At 60.5% G+C, this 17128-nt stretch carries 13 protein-coding genes and 7 tRNA genes; 15 read left to right on the forward strand and 5 right to left on the reverse strand.

All coding sequences use genetic code 11. The annotated features are described in order from the left end of the window. Positions 1–21: 21 nt before the first annotated feature. Positions 22–804, forward strand: coding sequence for a TatD family hydrolase (locus VXM67_RS09335; protein ID WP_027907751.1), 783 nt, complete (start codon positions 22–24; stop codon positions 802–804). A 256-nt stretch (positions 805–1060) separates the two neighbouring features. On the opposite strand, the gene VXM67_RS09340 is transcribed toward VXM67_RS09335, so the two are convergent. Beyond that, on the reverse strand, positions 1061–2194 hold the full coding sequence (locus tag VXM67_RS09340; RefSeq protein ID WP_027907752.1) for an aminotransferase class V-fold PLP-dependent enzyme: 1134 nt from the start codon (positions 2192–2194) through the stop codon (positions 1061–1063). 72 nt (positions 2195–2266) lie between these two features. On the opposite strand from VXM67_RS09340, the gene VXM67_RS09345 reads away from it, so the two are divergent. The 5 genes from VXM67_RS09345 to VXM67_RS09365 all read left to right on the forward strand — a co-directional run bounded on the left by VXM67_RS09345 (position 2267) and on the right by VXM67_RS09365 (position 5867). Beyond that, the gene (locus VXM67_RS09345) at positions 2267–2902 is read left to right on the forward strand and encodes a TetR/AcrR family transcriptional regulator (protein WP_023379417.1); all 636 of its coding nucleotides are present in this window, start codon (positions 2267–2269) and stop codon (positions 2900–2902) included. A gap of 185 nt (positions 2903–3087) precedes the next feature. Beyond that, the gene (locus VXM67_RS09350; RefSeq protein WP_367237637.1) at positions 3088–4056 is read left to right on the forward strand and encodes a GTP 3',8-cyclase MoaA; all 969 of its coding nucleotides are present in this window, start codon (positions 3088–3090) and stop codon (positions 4054–4056) included. A gap of 66 nt (positions 4057–4122) precedes the next feature. Beyond that, the gene (locus VXM67_RS09355; protein ID WP_023379421.1) at positions 4123–4728 is read left to right on the forward strand and encodes a DUF4823 domain-containing protein; all 606 of its coding nucleotides are present in this window, start codon (positions 4123–4125) and stop codon (positions 4726–4728) included. Between the two features lie 10 nt (positions 4729–4738). Beyond that, entirely contained in the window at positions 4739–5299 is a 561-nt protein-coding gene (locus VXM67_RS09360) for a DUF1285 domain-containing protein (protein WP_023379422.1), read from the forward strand. Positions 5300–5450: 151 nt separating this feature from the next. Beyond that, positions 5451–5867, forward strand: a complete 417-nt coding sequence (locus VXM67_RS09365) for a cupin domain-containing protein (RefSeq protein WP_023379423.1) — start codon at positions 5451–5453, stop codon at positions 5865–5867. Between the two features lie 58 nt (positions 5868–5925). On the opposite strand, the gene VXM67_RS09370 is transcribed toward VXM67_RS09365, so the two are convergent. Continuing rightward, a tRNA-Asn gene (locus VXM67_RS09370) sits at positions 5926–6001 on the reverse strand. A 62-nt stretch (positions 6002–6063) separates the two neighbouring features. Beyond that, entirely contained in the window at positions 6064–7260 is a 1197-nt protein-coding gene (locus tag VXM67_RS09375) for an amino acid aminotransferase (protein WP_023379424.1), read from the reverse strand. A 286-nt stretch (positions 7261–7546) separates the two neighbouring features. On the opposite strand from VXM67_RS09375, the gene uvrB reads away from it, so the two are divergent. Continuing rightward, entirely contained in the window at positions 7547–9562 is a 2016-nt protein-coding gene (gene uvrB, locus VXM67_RS09380; RefSeq protein WP_023379425.1) for an excinuclease ABC subunit UvrB, read from the forward strand. 1548 nt (positions 9563–11110) lie between these two features. Here the strand turns inward: uvrB and VXM67_RS09385 are convergent. Further along, entirely contained in the window at positions 11111–12601 is a 1491-nt protein-coding gene (locus tag VXM67_RS09385; protein ID WP_177325260.1) for an MDR family MFS transporter, read from the reverse strand. Between the two features lie 49 nt (positions 12602–12650). Further along, positions 12651–13706, reverse strand: coding sequence for an HlyD family secretion protein (locus tag VXM67_RS09390; RefSeq protein ID WP_023379428.1), 1056 nt, complete (start codon positions 13704–13706; stop codon positions 12651–12653). A 143-nt stretch (positions 13707–13849) separates the two neighbouring features. Here VXM67_RS09390 and gltX point away from each other — a divergent pair, with 143 nt between their 5' ends. From gltX to VXM67_RS09430, 8 genes are all read left to right on the forward strand, one after another. Continuing rightward, entirely contained in the window at positions 13850–15331 is a 1482-nt protein-coding gene (gene gltX / locus VXM67_RS09395; protein WP_023379429.1) for a glutamate--tRNA ligase, read from the forward strand. 341 nt (positions 15332–15672) lie between these two features. Next, a tRNA-Ala gene (locus VXM67_RS09400) sits at positions 15673–15748 on the forward strand. A gap of 72 nt (positions 15749–15820) precedes the next feature. Continuing rightward, positions 15821–15896: transfer RNA gene (locus VXM67_RS09405), tRNA-Glu, on the forward strand. A 53-nt stretch (positions 15897–15949) separates the two neighbouring features. Further along, positions 15950–16025 (forward strand) — tRNA-Ala (locus VXM67_RS09410). A 41-nt stretch (positions 16026–16066) separates the two neighbouring features. Further along, positions 16067–16142: transfer RNA gene (locus VXM67_RS09415), tRNA-Glu, on the forward strand. 66 nt (positions 16143–16208) lie between these two features. Beyond that, a tRNA-Ala gene (locus tag VXM67_RS09420) sits at positions 16209–16284 on the forward strand. Positions 16285–16326: 42 nt separating this feature from the next. Further along, positions 16327–16402: transfer RNA gene (locus VXM67_RS09425), tRNA-Glu, on the forward strand. Between the two features lie 168 nt (positions 16403–16570). Further along, the gene (locus VXM67_RS09430; RefSeq protein WP_023379430.1) at positions 16571–17110 is read left to right on the forward strand and encodes a TetR/AcrR family transcriptional regulator; all 540 of its coding nucleotides are present in this window, start codon (positions 16571–16573) and stop codon (positions 17108–17110) included. Positions 17111–17128: the final 18 nt, after the last annotated feature.

Genomic DNA, 17128 nt, shown 5'->3' on the forward strand with positions numbered 1-17128 from the left:
TTCCATGTGTGCCTACTTCCCATGCTTGTAGATTCCCATTGCCACCTCGACCGTCTTGACCTGAGCGCCCATCAGGGCTCCCTCGATGCCGCCCTGCAGGCGGCCCGCGAACGTGGGGTCGGGCATTTTCTGTGCATTGGTGTCAGTGCCGAGAACGCCGGGGCGGTCAAGGCCTTGAGCGAGCAGTATGCCGATGTCGATTGTTCGGTGGGCGTGCACCCGCTGGACCTGGCGCCGGACGAAACCCCAGCGCTTGAGTGGTTGCTGCGCGAACTGGCCCACCCCCATGTGGTGGCCATTGGCGAGACGGGGCTGGATTATCACTACGAGCCGGAAGCTGCGCAGTTGCAGCAGGCCTCGTTCCGTCTGCACCTGGAGGCCTCGCGTCAGACCGGCAAACCGGTGATCGTGCACACCCGCGCAGCGCGGGCCGATACCTTGGCGTTGCTGCGCGAGGCAAACCTACCGCAGGCCGGTGTGCTGCACTGCTTCACCGAGGACTGGGACATGGCCAAGGCGGCGCTGGATCTGGGCTATTACATCTCCCTGTCCGGGATCGTCACGTTCCGCAATGCCGACGCCCTGCGCGAAGTGGCCCGGCAGGTGCCGGTCGACCGCTTGCTGGTGGAGACCGACTCGCCGTACCTTGCGCCCATTCCGCACCGGGGCAAACCCAACCTGCCGCAATACGTGCGAGAAGTGGCTGAGTACGTGGCATCGCTGCGCGGGGTCAGCTTCGACCAGTTGGCCGAGCAGACCACCGCCAACTTCAAGCGCTTGTTCCCCTTGGCTCGCGTAGCCTGAGCGCGCAAGACCGGTTGGTCGCTGAGGCCGAGGTCGGCGCACGGGCAAAAAAAACCCGGGTTCTGGGGGGGAATCCGGGTTAAGACCATTAGGAGTAAAACAAAGGTACGCGGTCCCTGAGCACCTTTATCGGCGCGCCACTTGGGGGGGATGCGCCGCGCCAACACTTCAAGTATTGGTCAGGTTTGGCGCAGTGCCAGTGTCTGTTGGTCGTTTTTTAAACAGATTTGGAATACGCCGGGGATCCATTCCTTCCTCAACGCATGGCCAGTCGCCGTACTTGTTGGATAGTCTCGTCGATAAGGCGCTCATCGGTGTAGAAATGGGGTGAAAAACGCACTCCACCACCGCGCAGGGCACAGATCGTCCTTTCGGCGCTCAGCGCCTGATACAGCTCGGTACTGGGGCGTCCCTTGAGGCTGATGGTGACGATGCCGGCCCGTCTCTGCGAGGCCGCAGGCGTATGCAGGCAGACGCCGGGTATGGCGGCGAGGCCCTGGTACAACTGATCGACCCGTTGCCCGAGCAGTCGCGCTACTTTTTCCATTCCCACGTCTTCCAATAGCGAAAGGCTTGCCTCCAGCGCGCAAGCACCCAGCATGTTGGGGCTGCCGCATTCGAAGCGGCGGGCGCTGCGGGCCGGTTGCCACTGGCGGCGCTCGAAGTCGCCCAGGTGTTCCAGCATGTGCCATCCGTAGGCATTGAGGCGCAGCTGCGGGCGCAAGGCGGCGCGGCAGTAGAACACGCCAAGCCCTTCGGGCCCGAGCATCCACTTGTGGCCGTCGGCCATGGCGAAATCGCACTGGTACGCCTGCACGTCGAAGGGCAAGGCGCCGATCTGTTGGATGGCATCGATGCAGAACAGCACCTGGCGCGCCTGGCAGCCTTCGCCAAGGCGCTCGAGGTCCAGGCGCAGGCCGCTGCCGAACTGCACGGCGCTTATCGCCAGCAAACGCGTATGGCGGCCACAAGCATTGAGCAGTGCCGCTTCGGGGTCGGCGCCTGCAAGGCTTACCTGAACCACTTCGACCCCTTGATCGGCCAAGGCTTCCCACACCACGCGATTGGAGGGAAATTCCTCGTCGCTGATCACCACCTGGTCGCCGGGTTGCCAGTCGAGGCCGAAAGCAACCAGCGAGAGCGCTTCCGACGTGTTCTTCACCAAGGCAATGTCGCCTCGGGAGGGCGCGTTGAGCAGGCGGGCCAGGCGTTCGCGCAGGCGCCGCTCGGTGGCGAGCCAGGCCGGATAGTCGCTGGCGCCCTGCGCAACGTTCTCCTGGGCGAAGCGAGCTACGGCGTGGCTGGCGCGTCTTGGCCAGGGGGCGACCGCGGCATGGTTCAGGTAGCGCAAGCCCGGGGACTGGTCGAACTCATCATGAAACATAGACATGGTTGGAAGATCCGTGCAATTTGCCGCCAGTTAGGCATAATAAACCGCTTCGATTGTCATCCAGTCCTTCCTATGCAGAAAGAACCTCGTAAGGTCCGTGAGTTTCGCCGTCGCGAACAGGAAATCCTCGACACGGCGCTCAAGCTGTTTCTCGAACAAGGTGAAGACAGCGTCACCGTCGAGATGATCGCCGACGCCGTGGGCATCGGCAAAGGCACGATCTACAAGCACTTCAAATCCAAGGCGGAGATCTACCTGCGCCTTATGCTCGATTACGAGCGCGATTTGAACGGGTTGTTGCATTCGGCCGATGTGGACCGTGACAAGGAAGCACTGTCACGGGCCTACTTCGAATTCCGTATGCGTGACCCGCAGCGCTACCGGTTGTTCGACCGCCTGGAAGAAAAGGTGGTCAAGGGTAACCAGGTGCCGGAAATGGTCGAGCAGCTGCACAGCATTCGTGCCTCCAACTTCGACCGCCTGACCCAGCTGATCAAGGGCCGTATCAGCGAAGGCAAGCTCGAAGACGTGCCGCCCTATTTCCATTACTGTGCAGCCTGGGCGCTGGTGCATGGCGCCGTGGCCCTGTATCACTCGCCGTTCTGGAGCAATGTCCTGGAAGATCAGGAAGGCTTCTTCCAGTTCCTGATGGATATAGGCGTGCGCATGGGCAACAAGCGCAAGCGCGACCCGGAAACCGCGAACTGAAGCCTTCCGTCCATAGGTCCAGCGCCAGATCGTGATATTGGCGTTGTCCCGGTGAGGCGGGGTAACCGCGAAGGAGCGCGCAGCGGCTCCGTTCAATTGTGCCCGGCATGGAACAAGGGGCTTGCAAAAACCTGATTTATGAGTCAGGTTTTGCCAGCCCCGATTCATCCATGCCGGAGTTTTTCATGATCGTCGATCGTCAAGGCAGGCGTTTTCGTAACCTGCGTGTCAGCCTCACGGCTGCCTGCAACTACGCCTGCACGTATTGCGTACCGGACGGCAAGCGTCTGGTCGCGGCACAGGACGAACTGTCGGCAGAGGCACTGGCGCGGGGTGTGGCCTACTTGGTCGAGGCCGCAGGTATCGAGCGTCTACGCATAACGGGCGGTGAGCCACTGATCAGTCCTCGCCTGGACGCATTCCTGGCGACGGTCGCCCGGCTCGGTCTGGAAGACATCACGCTGACCACGAATGGTCAGTTGCTCGCGCGCAAGTTGCCACAGTTGCAGGCAGCTGGCGTTCGCCGCCTTAACGTATCCCTCGATACTCTCGATCCACAGGCGTTCCGGCGCATTGCCCGCGGCGGCGACTTGGCGACCGTGTTGGCTGGCATGGAGCAGGCCAGTGCGATGGGCATGCAGATCAAGGTCAACATGGTGCCGATGCGCGGGCAGAACCTGGACCAAGTCCTGCCGCTGCTTGACTATTGCCTGGCGCGAGGCTTCGAATTGCGCTTCATCGAATTGATGCGCATGGGCCATCTGGCCCGAGACCCCAATGCTTTCCTGCAGCATTTCGTCGGCCTGGAGCAGTTACTCGACCTGATCGGTCGCGAGCACGCCCACCACCCGGTCGATGCGCCAACGGATGCCACCGCGCTGCGCTACCAGATCCCGGGTAAAGGTGTTTTTGGTGTGATCGCCAACGAAAGCGTGCCGTTCTGTCGGAGTTGTTCGCGGCTGCGCCTGTCATCCACCGGTTGGCTGCACGGTTGCCTATCTTCCAGCAACCGTCACTTTATCGGCGACTTGCTGGAACAGCCCCGTCACCAAGCGCTGCCTGCCCTGCAACGGTTGCTGGTCAAGGCCCTGGCCGATAAGCAGGCACTGGCTTTTTCCGGGGGCGTGACAGTGATGAAGGTGATTGGCGGCTGACTCTGGCGCAAAAGCTGCATCCGCTGGCTATTCGCCGGTTTTTCGTCGCCGGCCATTGGAGGAAAGATGCGTAGCCTGGTCTTGCTGCTGGCGCTGATGGCGCTGGGCGGCTGCATGAATGTCAGCGATATGGGCGAGGGCGTCCGTTACCACATGAGCGATGCCGGGTTGTTGGACCACAGTGACACGCGCCGCTCGCTGTCGATACGGCTGCAACCCGATTCGTTCATCTTCATCGGTCAGGGGGCATTCATGCCACCCGGCAAGGGGCCATTGCCGCGGCAGAACGTGGTGGCCGAACAGGCGTTCAAGAGTTTCGTCGAATACTTCCCACTGGTACGCCGTGCCCAGGGGCCGCTGGGCCTGGAAGAAGCGATCGCGCAGGCGCGCTCGGTGGGCGCCGACTATGTGCTGTATACCCGCTTCGCCCGTACCGACGATCGTATCGGCAATGGCGACGAGTGGTACGACGAGCAAGCCGTCGACCGTCTGGGGTGGGACACTGGCGTCGTGCAGATGATGCTCATCGAAACCAACAGCCGGTATTTGATCGATACCGTGCGCATCAAGAGCCGTGGCGGTTTGTTGACGTTCCACGACAACACCCCGGAGGATTTGCTAGCTGCGCCAATGCGCGAGTACGCTCGTAGCCTTCTGGGTATGAGCGAGTGAGGGCAGGGTGATGACGGATTCCGGCAAGGCCAACGATCTTCTGGCGCAGATTCCCAAGCACAAGGGATTGCCGCCCGTGCATCTGTGGAACCCGGATTTCTGTGGCGATATCGACATGCGCATTGCCCGTGACGGTACTTGGTACTACTTGGGTACGCCCATCGGGCGCAAGCCAATGGTGCGGCTGTTCTCCACCATCATGCGTCGCGACGGCGATGACTACTTCCTAGTAACGCCGGTGGAAAAGGTCGGCATTCGCGTCGACGATGCGCCATTCGTCGCCGTGGCGCTGGACGTGGAAGGTTCGGGTGAGCAGCAGGTGCTGCGCTTTACCAGTAATGTCGATGACCTGGCTGAAGCTGGCCCGGAGCATCCCCTGCGGGTCGAGATAGACCCGGTTACGCAAGAACCTGCCCCGTACGTGCTGATGCGCAGCAACCTCGAGGCGCTGATTCACCGCAATGTGTTTTATCAGTTGGTGGATCTGGCGGTGCCACGTGTCATCGACGGCGAAGAGTGGCTTGGGGTCTGGAGTCGCGGCGAGTTCTATCCCATCGGGCTCAATGGCTGACGTTTCCTGGGGCTCATCGGCGGCAAGCCGGCTCCCGCAGGAGGCGGTCTAGGCCGCGACTGATCGGCCTCCTGGTTTTCCTCTGAATTGGCCGTTTGCCGCGTGCACGCCTGGGCCTAACCTGCTGGCAAATACCCATCAGGAGACGCCCATGAAACCCGCTCATCTTTCAATTGCCTTGTTCATCGCCGCGGGCCTGCTCGCCGGCCAAACGTCCGCGTGGGCGCATGGCGAAGCCGTCGACCAGGTCAAGGTGCTGCAGGAAAAACGGCCCTCCAATGCTCCCGGCAAGAAAGCCGTCATGCTCACCGTCAGCTACGCGCCTGGGCAGGCGTCGCCCGCACATCAGCATCCGGGCGCGGTGATGGCTTATGTACTGGAAGGGGCGGTGGTCTCGAAGCTCAACGATGAGCCGGAGAAAACCTACAAGGCTGGCGAGTACTGGTACGAGGCTCCAGGCACCGTGCACAGCGTGTCGCGCAATGCCAGCAGCGGTCAAGCGGCCAAGTTGCTGGTGTGGAGCCTGGTGGACGAGGGCAAGCCCGTGACCGAACCAGTGGGCAAGTAACGAGCGCAGAAACGAAAAAGCCTCCAGTGCTTGCGCAACTGGAGGCTTTCTCAGTGTTTGGCTCCGCGACCTGGACTCGAACCAGGGACCCAATGATTAACAGTCATTTGCTCTACCGACTGAGCTATCGCGGAATCTGCGGGTATGATACCGGCTACCAAGGGGAAGTCAAGCTACCCCTTGGTAAATCAAGCAGTTACAGCACTTCCACGATGGCCTTTGTAACCACGTGAATGTTGCTTTGGTTCAGCGCGGCGACGGCGATACGGCCGGTGTCCAACGCATAGATGCCGAACTCTTCCTTCAGGCGCTTGACCTGGTCGACGGTCAGGCCCGAGTACGAGAACATGCCCGCCTGGCGGCCCACGAAGCTGAAGTCACGCTTGGCGCCGTATTGGGCCAGCAGCTCGACCATTTGCTTGCGCATGCCATGGATGCGCTCGCGCATCTCGGCCAGCTCGTCTTCCCACATCTGACGCAGCTCGGCGCTGTTGAGCACGGTGGCGACGATGGTGGCGCCGTGGGTCGGCGGGTTGGAGTAGGTGGTGCGGATCACGCGTTTGACCTGGGACAGCACGCGGGTGCTCTCGTCCTTGGAGCCGGTGACGATCGACAGCGCGCCGACACGCTCGCCGTAGAGCGAGAACGACTTGGAGAACGAGCTGGAGACGAAGAACTCAAGGCCCGACTCGGCGAACAGGCGCACGGCGAAGGCGTCTTCGGCGATGCCGGCACCAAAGCCCTGGTAGGCCATGTCGAGGAACGGTACATGGCCCTTGGCCTTGACCACGTCCAGGACGTTTTTCCAGTCTTCGAGTTTCAGGTCGACGCCCGTCGGGTTGTGGCAGCAGGCGTGCAGGACAACGATCGAGCCCGATGGCAGGTTTTTCAGGTCCTCGAGCATGCCGGCGCGGTTGACGTCGTTGCTCGGGGCATCGTAATAGCGGTAGTTCTGTACCGGGAAACCTGCGCTTTCGAACAGGGCGCGGTGGTTTTCCCAGCTTGGGTCGCTGATGGCGACGACGGCGTCAGGCGACAGGCGCTTGAGGAAGTCGGCGCCAATCTTCAGAGCGCCGGTACCGCCAACGGCCTGCACGGTGACCACGCGACCGGCGGCCAGCAGTGGCGATTCGGCGCCGAAGATGAGCTTTTGCACGGCCTGGTCGTAAGTCGCGATGCCGTCGATCGGCAGGTAGCCGCGGGAGGCGTGCTGGGCGGCACGCTGGGTCTCGGCTTCGATCACAGCGCGCAGCAGCGGGATGCGGCCTTCCTCATTGCAGTAAACGCCTACGCCCAGATTGACCTTGTCGGTACGTGGGTCGGCGTTGAATGCTTCGTTGAGGCCCAGAATAGGGTCGCGGGGTGCCAGCTCGACAGCGGAAAACAGGCTCATTGTTACCTTGGCTCTGAATGGAGTGTGATAGGGCGTACACGCTCCAGCCGAATGCACTGAAGCGGTGCACAAACGGGGAGTCAGTATAGTGATACCCGCCGGTCACTGCGACAGTCTGGCACAGCTTTTCAGGCGATTTGGGCAATTATTTTTCGACCATTGGTCGAAATGCCCGGTCCACATTATGGGTTGCCCACTCCAGGGTCGCGAAACCGACGCCACGCGGCCACATTTGGGTATAGACTACTGGCTAAATTTACAGTTGCTGCGTTGCGCGAGGCCTATCATGTCCGAGTTCCAGCTCGTTACCCGTTTTCAGCCGGCCGGCGACCAGCCCGAGGCCATTCGTCAGATGGTCGAGGGCATCGAGGCCGGGCTATCGCACCAGACGCTGCTTGGGGTGACCGGTTCGGGCAAGACCTTCAGTATCGCCAACGTCATCCAGCAGGTGCAGCGCCCGACGCTGGTGCTGGCGCCGAACAAAACCCTGGCTGCGCAGTTGTACGGAGAGTTCAAGGCGTTCTTCCCGAACAATGCGGTGGAGTATTTCGTTTCCTACTACGACTACTACCAGCCGGAGGCCTATGTACCGTCGTCGGACACCTTCATCGAGAAGGATGCCTCGATCAACGACCATATCGAGCAGATGCGCCTGTCGGCGACCAAGGCGCTGTTGGAGCGGCGCGATGCGATCATCGTGACCACCGTCTCGTGCATCTACGGTCTGGGCAGCCCCGAGACTTACCTGAAAATGGTCCTTCACGTGGACCGTGGCGACAAGCTCGACCAGCGTGCACTGCTGCGGCGTCTTGCCGACCTGCAATACACCCGCAATGAAATGGATTTCGCCCGTGCCACGTTCCGGGTGCGTGGGGATGTGATCGACATCTTCCCGGCCGAATCGGACCTGGAAGCCATCCGTATCGAGCTGTTCGATGACGAGGTGGAGAACATCGCCGCCTTTGACCCGTTGACTGGCGAAGTCTTCCGTAAGTTGCCGCGTTTTACCTTCTACCCCAAGAGCCACTACGTCACCCCGCGTGAAACCCTGTTGGACGCGGTGGAGGGCATCAAGGAGGAGCTAAAGGACCGGCTTGAGTACCTGCAGAAGGCCAACAAGCTGGTGGAGGCACAGCGTCTCGAGCAGCGCACCCGCTTCGACTTGGAGATGATTCTCGAACTTGGCTACTGCAATGGCATCGAGAACTACTCGCGTTATCTCTCCGGCCGTCCGGCCGGCGCGCCGCCACCCACGCTTTACGACTACCTGCCGCCAGATTCCTTGCTGGTGATCGACGAGTCCCATGTCAGCGTGCCGCAGGTGGGCGCCATGTACAAAGGTGACCGCTCCCGTAAGGAAACCCTGGTCGAATACGGTTTCCGTCTGCCCTCGGCGCTGGACAACCGGCCGATGCGGTTCGATGAGTGGGAGGCGGTGAGTCCGCAGACCATTTTCGTTTCGGCCACGCCCGGCCCTTATGAAGCCGAGCATGCTGGGCGTGTGGTCGAGCAGGTGGTACGGCCGACTGGTCTGGTCGACCCGCAGGTGGAGGTACGTCCGGCGCTTACTCAGGTTGACGACTTGCTGTCGGAGATCCGCAAGCGCGTGGACGTTGGCGAGCGGGTGTTGGCGACGACCTTGACCAAGCGTATGGCTGAAGACCTGACCGATTACCTGGCGGACCATGATGTGCGGGTGCGTTACCTGCACTCGGACATCGACACCGTCGAGCGGGTGGAGATCATTCGTGACTTGCGTCTGGGTACGTTCGACGTGCTGGTGGGCATCAACCTGCTGCGTGAGGGGTTGGATATGCCGGAGGTATCGTTGGTGGCGATTCTCGATGCTGACAAGGAGGGATTCCTGCGTTCCGAGCGTTCATTGATTCAGACCATCGGGCGTGCGGCTCGTAACCTCAATGGCCGGGCGATTCTGTATGCCGATCAGGTGACGGGGTCGATGCAGCGTGCCATCGACGAGACTGAGCGGCGTCGGGAGAAGCAGATAGCCTTCAACCAGGCGCATGGGATCGTGCCCAAGGGGGTGGTCAAAGACATCACCGATATTATGGAAGGCGCTACGGTGCCGGGTGCGCGTAGCAAGAAGCGCAAGGGGATGGCCAAGGCGGCGGAGGAGAGTGCTCGGTACGAGGCGGAATTGCGGACGCCGGCGGAGATCACCAAACGCATCAAGCAGTTGGAAGAGAAGATGATGCAGTTTGCGAGGGATCTGGAGTTTGAGGCTGCCGCGCAGTTGAGGGATGAAATTACTCAGCTTCGTGAGCGTTTGATAGCCAGCTGATAAGCCCAGTCCCGCAAGTCAGCGTTGTTTTTGCTCTGCTTTTGCTCTGCTTTTGCTCTGTTTTTGCTTCTAGTGCGCGGCAGTTCAGGCGCTGCCAATTGCGACGTCAGTAGGCCGAGCGTAGGTTTTGCGGAGGGAGGTGACGGGCATGGATGCCCGTCAAGCGCTGCGGCCCAGGAGGGGCCGTTCAGCGCGGTCCACCCGGGAGCAAGACCGTAGCGAGGGGACCCCGAAGCGAAGCGTAGGGGCCGGATGATAGGAGCCAGCGGTTTTTGCCTACTTTTGCCCAAGAGCAAAAGTAGGTCGCCGTAAAGGCGAAAAGGTGAATGAGCGCCTCCATGGTGAATGGATATTCACGCTATCTGAATGCCGCCCTTAAATCTGTGCTTTGAAGTTTGAGGTTTTGGTTTCTGGATGCGTGAGCATATCCATTTGCCAAGGTGACGCTCAGTCACCTTTCCGCTCTTACAGCGGGTCACTTTTTGGCAGACGCCCCAAAAAGTAACCAAAAAAGTCTGGCTCCTATCATCCGGCCCCTGCGCTTCGCTTCGGGGTTCCCTCGCTCCGGGCTTGCTCCGGGAGGACCGCGCTGAACGGCCCCTCCTGGGCCGCAGCGCTTGACGGGCATCCATGCCCGTCACCTCCCTGCGCAAGCCCTGCGCTCGGCCTCCTGAAGTCGCATGAGGTGGCGCCTGAACTACCGCGCGCTAGAAGCAAGAGCAAAGCGAAGCAAAAGAAAGTCCGTCTCGCATTTTGTAGTTTGAATATTTAATGTGCGACTGGTTTAGCTGTTGTTGTTGTTGTTCGGACTTGGTATTTCATGCTCCGCTTTTGCTTTTAATGCGCGATATCCCAGACGCTGCAAATTGCGACGTCAGTAGGCCGAGCGTAGGGCTTGCGGAGGGAGGTGACGGGCATGGATGCCCGTCAAGCGCTGCGGCCCAGGATGGGCCGTTCAGCGCGGTCCTCCCGGGAGCAAGCCCGTAGCGAGGGAACCCCGAAGCGCAGCGTAGGGGCCGGATGATAGGAGCCAGCGGTTTTTGCCTACTTTTGCCCAAGAGCAAAAGTAGGTCGCCGTAAAGGCGAAAAGGTGAATGAGCGCCTCCATGGCGAATGGATATTCACGCGATTTGAATGCCAGCGCCAAGTATTCGCTTTGAAGTTTGAAGTTTGAGGTTTTGGTATTTAGATTTATGAGCATATCCATTTGCCAAGGCGACGCTCAATCACCTTTCCGCTCTTACAGCGGGTCACTTTTTGGCAGACGCCCCAAAAAGTAACCAAAAAAGTCTGGCTCCTATCATCCGGCCCCTACGCTGCGCTCCGGGGTTCCCTCACTCCGGCCTTGCTCCGGGAGGACCGCGCTGAACGACCCCTCCTGGGCCGCAGCGCTTGACGGGCATCCATGCCCGTCACCTCCCTGCGCAAGGCCTGCGTTCGGCCTCCTGACGTCGCGATTCGTGGTGTCTGGACTATCGCGCACTAGGGGCAAGAGCAAAAGCAAAAGCAAAAAAGGGTTTGCGGCACTTGAATTTGTGAAAACCAATCTTAGTGCGCCTCACCTGCCTTCAACCCCGCCGGCAACTTCTTAGTCAACAATACCGCCACCATGCTCACCGCCAACCCAATCCCGACAAAATGAAACGCATCGTTATAAGCCATGATCAACGCCTGCTGATGGGTAATCTCACTTAACTTGCCAAGCGCAGCGCTATCGCTCCCCAGCCTCTCGGCCAAAAGCGAAAGACGCTCCGCCACCTGCGGGTTGCTCGGCACCAGCGCCTCACGCAGATAATCGAAATACACCTTGCTCCGCGCATCCAGCAAGGTCGCCAGCAAGGCGATACCAATCGCCCCCCCAAGGTTACGCAGAATATTGAACAGGCTCGAAGCCGACCCCGCATCCTGCGGTAGGATGTAAGCCGTCGCGATCAGCGAAATGGTGACCATGATCATCGGCTGTCCAAGCGCCCGAATAACCTGGATCTGATTGAACTGCGGCCCGGCAAAATCCGGATTGAGCACCCCAGAACCAAAGCTGGCGATGCCGAACAGACAGAACCCCAAGGCACACAGTACTTTGGGCGAAACCACCTTCATCAATTGCGGCACCAACGGAATCAGAAACAACTGCGGAATACCCATCCACATGATCACCTCGCCGATCTGCAAGGCGTTGTAGCCCTGGATCTGCGCCAGGTACAGCGGCAACAGATAGATCGAACCATACAGCCCAACCCCCATCCCCAGACTGGCAATGCTCGACAAGCCAAAATTGCGATTACCCAGAATTCGCAGGTTGATAAGCGGGTGGGGCTTGGAGAACTGCAAGATCACGAATGCGATCAGGCTGATCAAGGCAGTGGTGCCCAGTCCGACGATCAGGCTCGACTCCAGCCAGTCCTTGCGGTGGCCTTCCTCCAGGAATACCTGCAGGCAGCCCAGGCCCAGCCCCAAGGTGACGATACCGGCATAGTCGGTGCTTTTGAGCAGCTCCCAGTGCGCCTCCTTCTTCTCCAGGCCATACAGCAAGCCGGCAATCATCAACAGGCCCGGCGGAATGTTGATGTAGAAGATGTATTCCCAGCCCCAGTTTTCCGTCAGCCAGCCGCCCAAGGTGGGGCCGATGGACGGGGCGAAGGTGGCGGTCATGGCGAACATCGCCATGCCCTTGGCACGGTGGTGTTCAGGCAGCTTGATCAGCGTCAGGGTGAAGGCCAGGGGAATCAACGCCCCCCCGGTGAACCCCTGCAATGCGCGAAACACGATCATGCTCTCCAGGTTCCAGGCCATCGAGCAGAGCAGCGACGACAACAGGAACCCCGTCGATACCCAGACCGCCAGGCGTCGTGCCGAGAGCAACTGCACCAACCAGGCCGTGAGCGGAATCATGATGATCTCGGCCACGAGGTAGGAGGTGGAAATCCATGAACCTTCTTCCAGCGTCGCCGACAGCGCGCCTTGGATATCCTTGAGCGAGGAGTTGGTGATCTGGATATCCAGCACCGCCATGAACGCGCCTAGCATTACGCTCATCACGGCAATCCAGTCGCGTCGGGTCGGCTCCGCCGTCGGTCTCAGCAGCGTGTCACCGGCCATCGCGGGAGCCATGCTCGGGGCGAAGGTCCACGGTTGCCGTCACCGACATACCGGGGCGAATGCGGCCGTGAAGCGGATTGTCGGGGGCAAAGGTCAGCTTCACCGGAATACGCTGCACCACCTTGGTGAAGTTGCCGGTGGCATTGTCCGGCGGCAACAGGCTGAACTGCGCGCCAGAGGCCGCGAACAGGCTATTGACCCGACCCTCGATCGGGGTGTCCGGGTAACTGTCGAACAGCAACTCCACACGTTGGCCCGGCTGCATGCGGCCAATCTGGGTTTCCTTGAAGTTGGCCTGTACCCAGATATCTTCGTCCGGCACGATGGACAGCAGGTAAGCACCCGCTTGCACTACTTGGCCGTTGCGCGCATTGCGCTGACCGATGGTGCCGCTGATCGGCGCGCGGATCTCACAGCGGGTCAGGTTGAGTTCAGCCTGTGCCAGTTCGGCACGGGCGTTGGCGATCTGTGCATCGAGACGCTTGAGCTCAGCGGTCAAGGCGTTTACCTGCTGGCGCTGGCTTTGCAGGTCGGCACGGGCCTTGTCGACTTGAGAACTGGCCACGTGCTTTTCCGCCGACAGCGTCGTGACGCGCTCCTCGGAGACGAACCCAGGTTTGCGCAGCGCCTCGGCGCGGTTCAAGTCCAGGCGCGAACGGTCGAGGGTAGCCTGGTTCGCGGCAACCTGTGCCTGGCCGGCCGCAATCAGGCTGGCTTGCTGGGTCAGGCGACTTTCCGCCTGCGCGCGCTCGGCCTCGCGCGTGGCCAGGGCCGCGTGAGCACGCTCCACGGCCAGCTGGAAGTCGGCGGCCTCCAGGCGTACCAGCAGTTCTCCTTGGCTCACGTGCTGGTTGTCCGCAACCCGCACGTCGTCGATGCGTGCGCCCAACTGGCTGGAGATACGGGTGATCTCGCCTTGAACATAGGCATTGTCGGTACTTTCGAAGAAGCGACCCTTGAAGTACCAGTGAGCCAGGAAGGCGAGGGCGATGAGCGCGACAAGGGTGAGAAAGACCAGCAGGCGGCGTTTGAGTTGGGCGGGCATGAGCACTATCGTTCCAGAAATGTAAACAAATTTAACAGCGACAAACGGCGCAATCACAAGTGACGATCGCGCCATAGCTGGAGCCGAGTGCCCGCTCCCTGCTAACATCCCGCCTTTGTTTCATCTTTCGTTCGAGACTCTCCATGACCACCGTTCGCACGCGTATCGCGCCATCGCCCACTGGCGACCCCCATGTCGGCACCGCCTACATCGCCCTGTTCAACTACTGCTTCGCCAAGCAGCACGGCGGTGAGTTCATCCTGCGTATCGAAGACACCGACCAACTGCGCTCTACCCGCGAGTCGGAGCAGCAGATCTTCGACGCCTTGCGCTGGCTCGGCATCGAATGGAACGAAGGTCCGGACGTGGGGGGGCCACACGGCCCATACCGGCAGAGCGAGCGGGGCGATATCTACGCCAAGTACGCCAAGCAGCTGGTCGACGCTGGCCACGCCTTCTACTGCTTCTGCACTGCCGAAGAGCTCGAGCAGATGCGTGCCGAGCAGATGGCCCGCGGCGAGACCCCGCGCTACGACGGCCGTGCTCTGAAGATGAGCGCCGAGGAAGTCCAGCGCCGCCTGGCGGCGGGCGAGCCGCATGTTATCCGTATGAAGGTGCCGAGCGAAGGCATCTGCGTGGTTCCGGACATGCTGCGTGGCGACGTCGAGATTCCATGGGACCGCATGGACATGCAGGTGCTGATGAAGAACGACGGCCTGCCGACCTACTTCCTGGCCAACGTGGTCGATGACCACCTGATGGGCATCACCCACGTGCTGCGTGGCGAGGAGTGGCTGCCTTCTGCGCCGAAGCTGATCAAGCTTTACGAGTATTTCGGTTGGGAACAGCCCAAGCTGTGCTACATGCCGCTGCTGCGCAACCCCGACAAGAGCAAGCTGTCCAAGCGCAAGAACCCAACCTCGGTGACGTTCTACGAGCGCATGGGCTTCTTGCCTGAAGCGATGCTCAATTACCTGGGGCGCATGGGCTGGTCGATGCCGGACGAGCGTGAGAAGTTCTCGCTGGCCGAGATGGTCGAGCATTTCGACTTGTCGCGTATCTCGCTGGGTGGCCCGATCTTCGACATCGAGAAGCTGTCCTGGCTCAACGGCCAGTGGCTGCGTGAGCTGCCGGTGGAAGAGTTTGCCGCTCGTGTGCAGAAATGGGCATTCAACAGCGACTACATGATGAAGATCGCCCCGCACGTACAAGGCCGAGTTGAAACCTTCAGCCAGATCGCGCCGCTGGGTGGCTTCTTCTTCGAAGGCGCGCTCAAACTCGATGCCAAGCTGTTCGAAAGCAAAAAGCTGTCCACCGACCAGGTTCGCCAGGTGATGCAATTGATCCTGTGGAAGCTCGAAAGCCTGCGTCAGTGGGAAAAAGACCGCATCACCGCCTGCATCCAGGCCGTGGTCGAGGCGCTGGAGCTCAAGTTGCGTGATGCCATGCCACTGATGTTCGCCGCCATCACCGGTCAGGCCAGTTCGGTATCGGTGCTCGACGCCATGGAAATCCTCGGTCCAGACCTGACCCGCTATCGCCTGCGCCAAGCGCTCGACCTGCTGGGCGGGGTGTCGAAGAAAGAAAACAAAGAGTGGGAAAAGTTGCTGGCCAACATCGCCTGACCCTGATCGACAGCTGCAGCGCACGCTGTGGGAGCGGCCTTGTGCCGCGAACGGGCCGCCCTGCGGTCCCAGGGTTTTAGTTGCAACGCAAAATCGCAGGGGTCGCACGCGGCCCTTTCGCGACATAAAGCCCCCCACAGCCTGCCGCGGAAGAGGCGAGGCAACCCGTAGCACTGGGGCAGGGCGGTAAGTGATTGTTATCTCGAAAAAAACTTTTGAATTTTTTCAAAAATTTGTTTGACAGCTCTGCAATCCGATCTTAATATGCGCCCCGTCCACAGCGATGAACTAAAACGAAGCGCCAGGCACCCAGCCGGTGATTCAGTTCAGCGCGACATTGTGGGGCTATAGCTCAGCTGGGAGAGCGCCTGCATGGCATGCAGGAGGTCAGCGGTTCGATCCCGCTTAGCTCCACCAAATTCCGCTTAACGGTGAATGCCGATAAGCAAGACTGGGTCCATCAACCGGGTCTTGAAGGTAAGAAGGTTCGTCCCCTTCGTCTAGTGGCCTAGGACACCGCCCTTTCACGGCGGTAACAGGGGTTCGAGTCCCCTAGGGGACGCCAGTTTCACACAAGCGATGTTTCAGGATGTCGCTGGGCCGAGAGGCTAGAAATCCGGGGCTATAGCTCAGCTGGGAGAGCGCCTGCATGGCATGCAGGAGGTCAGCGGTTCGATCCCGCTTAGCTCCACCAATTTGCCGCGGTTCGTGAAAACGGATCGGCACGAAGGTTACGTCCCCTTCGTCTAGTGGCCTAGGACACCGCCCTTTCACGGCGGTAACAGGGGTTCGAGTCCCCTAGGGGACGCCACTTTTTCCCGCGTTTTGCGGGGCTTAAAGAGGCTCATTCTTAATGTTGGATGAGCCTTTTGTTTTCGGGGCTATAGCTCAGCTGGGAGAGCGCCTGCATGGCATGCAGGAGGTCAGCGGTTCGATCCCGCTTAGCTCCACCAATTCTGCCAGGGTTCGCTAAAGCGAATCTTCGCGAAGGTTACGTCCCCTTCGTCTAGTGGCCTAGGACACCGCCCTTTCACGGCGGTAACAGGGGTTCGAGTCCCCTAGGGGACGCCATTTTTACCCGCGTTTTGCGGGACTTCAAAGGCTCATTCGATTATTGAATGGGCCTTTTGTTTTTTCTCCCCTCCGCCAATGTGCTCGCCCCGTGCCGGGAGTCGTGTTTTTTCGCTTGCCAAAAAATATTATGAGCATAATATGATGCCTATCATATTCGAGGTGCCCATGAGCGATAAAAAGAGCAAGACCCGCGAACGTATCCTGGAAGCCGCCCGCACGGCATTGATCCAGCATGGGCCGGCCGAGCCCAGTGTCAGCCAGGTAATGGGTGCTGCCGGGCTGACGGTGGGGGGCTTCTATGCCCACTTCGACAGCAAGGACGAGCTCATGCTGGAGGCGTTCCGCCAGTTGTTGAACGAGCGTCGCGCGCTGCTTGCCCAGGTCGATCCGAGCCTGGATGGAGCGGGGCGGCGGGCGCTTGCGGCGGCGTTCTACCTGTCGCGCAAGCACCGCGACGCCGAAGTTCAGGCATGCCCGTTGCCCAACTCGCTGGGGGAGATGCAACGGCTGCCCGAGGCCTTTCGCGACGTGTTGGCCGAGCACATCGAGTTGATGACCGCGCAAATGGTCGACAGCCCCGAAGACATCGACAAGGCCCTGGCCGACCTTGCCTTGATGGTGGGCGGCCTGGCCCTGGCTCGGGCATTGGGCACCGATGCGCTATCCGACCGCATCCTGCGCGCCGCCAAGTCGGCGGTGATCTGAACCCCCTACACCTGGAGC

The organism is Pseudomonas sp. Rh2, assembly GCF_040762985.1.
In the GTDB taxonomy this organism is placed as follows: Bacteria; Pseudomonadota; Gammaproteobacteria; order Pseudomonadales; family Pseudomonadaceae; genus Aquipseudomonas; species Aquipseudomonas taiwanensis.

What these genes read in the sequence shown, in the direction of transcription:
- VXM67_RS09335 (WP_027907751.1), top strand. Translation starts at nt 22, where the DNA reads ATGCTTGTAGATTCCCATTGCCACCTCGACCGTCTTGACCTGAGCGCC.
- VXM67_RS09340 (WP_027907752.1), bottom strand. Translation starts at nt 2,194, where the DNA reads ATGTCTATGTTTCATGATGAGTTCGACCAGTCCCCGGGCTTGCGCTAC.
- VXM67_RS09345 (WP_023379417.1), top strand. Translation starts at nt 2,267, where the DNA reads ATGCAGAAAGAACCTCGTAAGGTCCGTGAGTTTCGCCGTCGCGAACAG.
- VXM67_RS09350 (WP_367237637.1), top strand. Translation starts at nt 3,088, where the DNA reads ATGATCGTCGATCGTCAAGGCAGGCGTTTTCGTAACCTGCGTGTCAGC.
- VXM67_RS09355 (WP_023379421.1), top strand. Translation starts at nt 4,123, where the DNA reads ATGCGTAGCCTGGTCTTGCTGCTGGCGCTGATGGCGCTGGGCGGCTGC.
- VXM67_RS09360 (WP_023379422.1), top strand. Translation starts at nt 4,739, where the DNA reads ATGACGGATTCCGGCAAGGCCAACGATCTTCTGGCGCAGATTCCCAAG.
- VXM67_RS09365 (WP_023379423.1), top strand. Translation starts at nt 5,451, where the DNA reads ATGAAACCCGCTCATCTTTCAATTGCCTTGTTCATCGCCGCGGGCCTG.
- VXM67_RS09375 (WP_023379424.1), bottom strand. Translation starts at nt 7,260, where the DNA reads ATGAGCCTGTTTTCCGCTGTCGAGCTGGCACCCCGCGACCCTATTCTG.
- uvrB (WP_023379425.1), top strand. Translation starts at nt 7,547, where the DNA reads ATGTCCGAGTTCCAGCTCGTTACCCGTTTTCAGCCGGCCGGCGACCAG.
- VXM67_RS09390 (WP_023379428.1), bottom strand. Translation starts at nt 13,706, where the DNA reads ATGCCCGCCCAACTCAAACGCCGCCTGCTGGTCTTTCTCACCCTTGTC.
- gltX (WP_023379429.1), top strand. Translation starts at nt 13,850, where the DNA reads ATGACCACCGTTCGCACGCGTATCGCGCCATCGCCCACTGGCGACCCC.
- VXM67_RS09430 (WP_023379430.1), top strand. Translation starts at nt 16,571, where the DNA reads ATGAGCGATAAAAAGAGCAAGACCCGCGAACGTATCCTGGAAGCCGCC.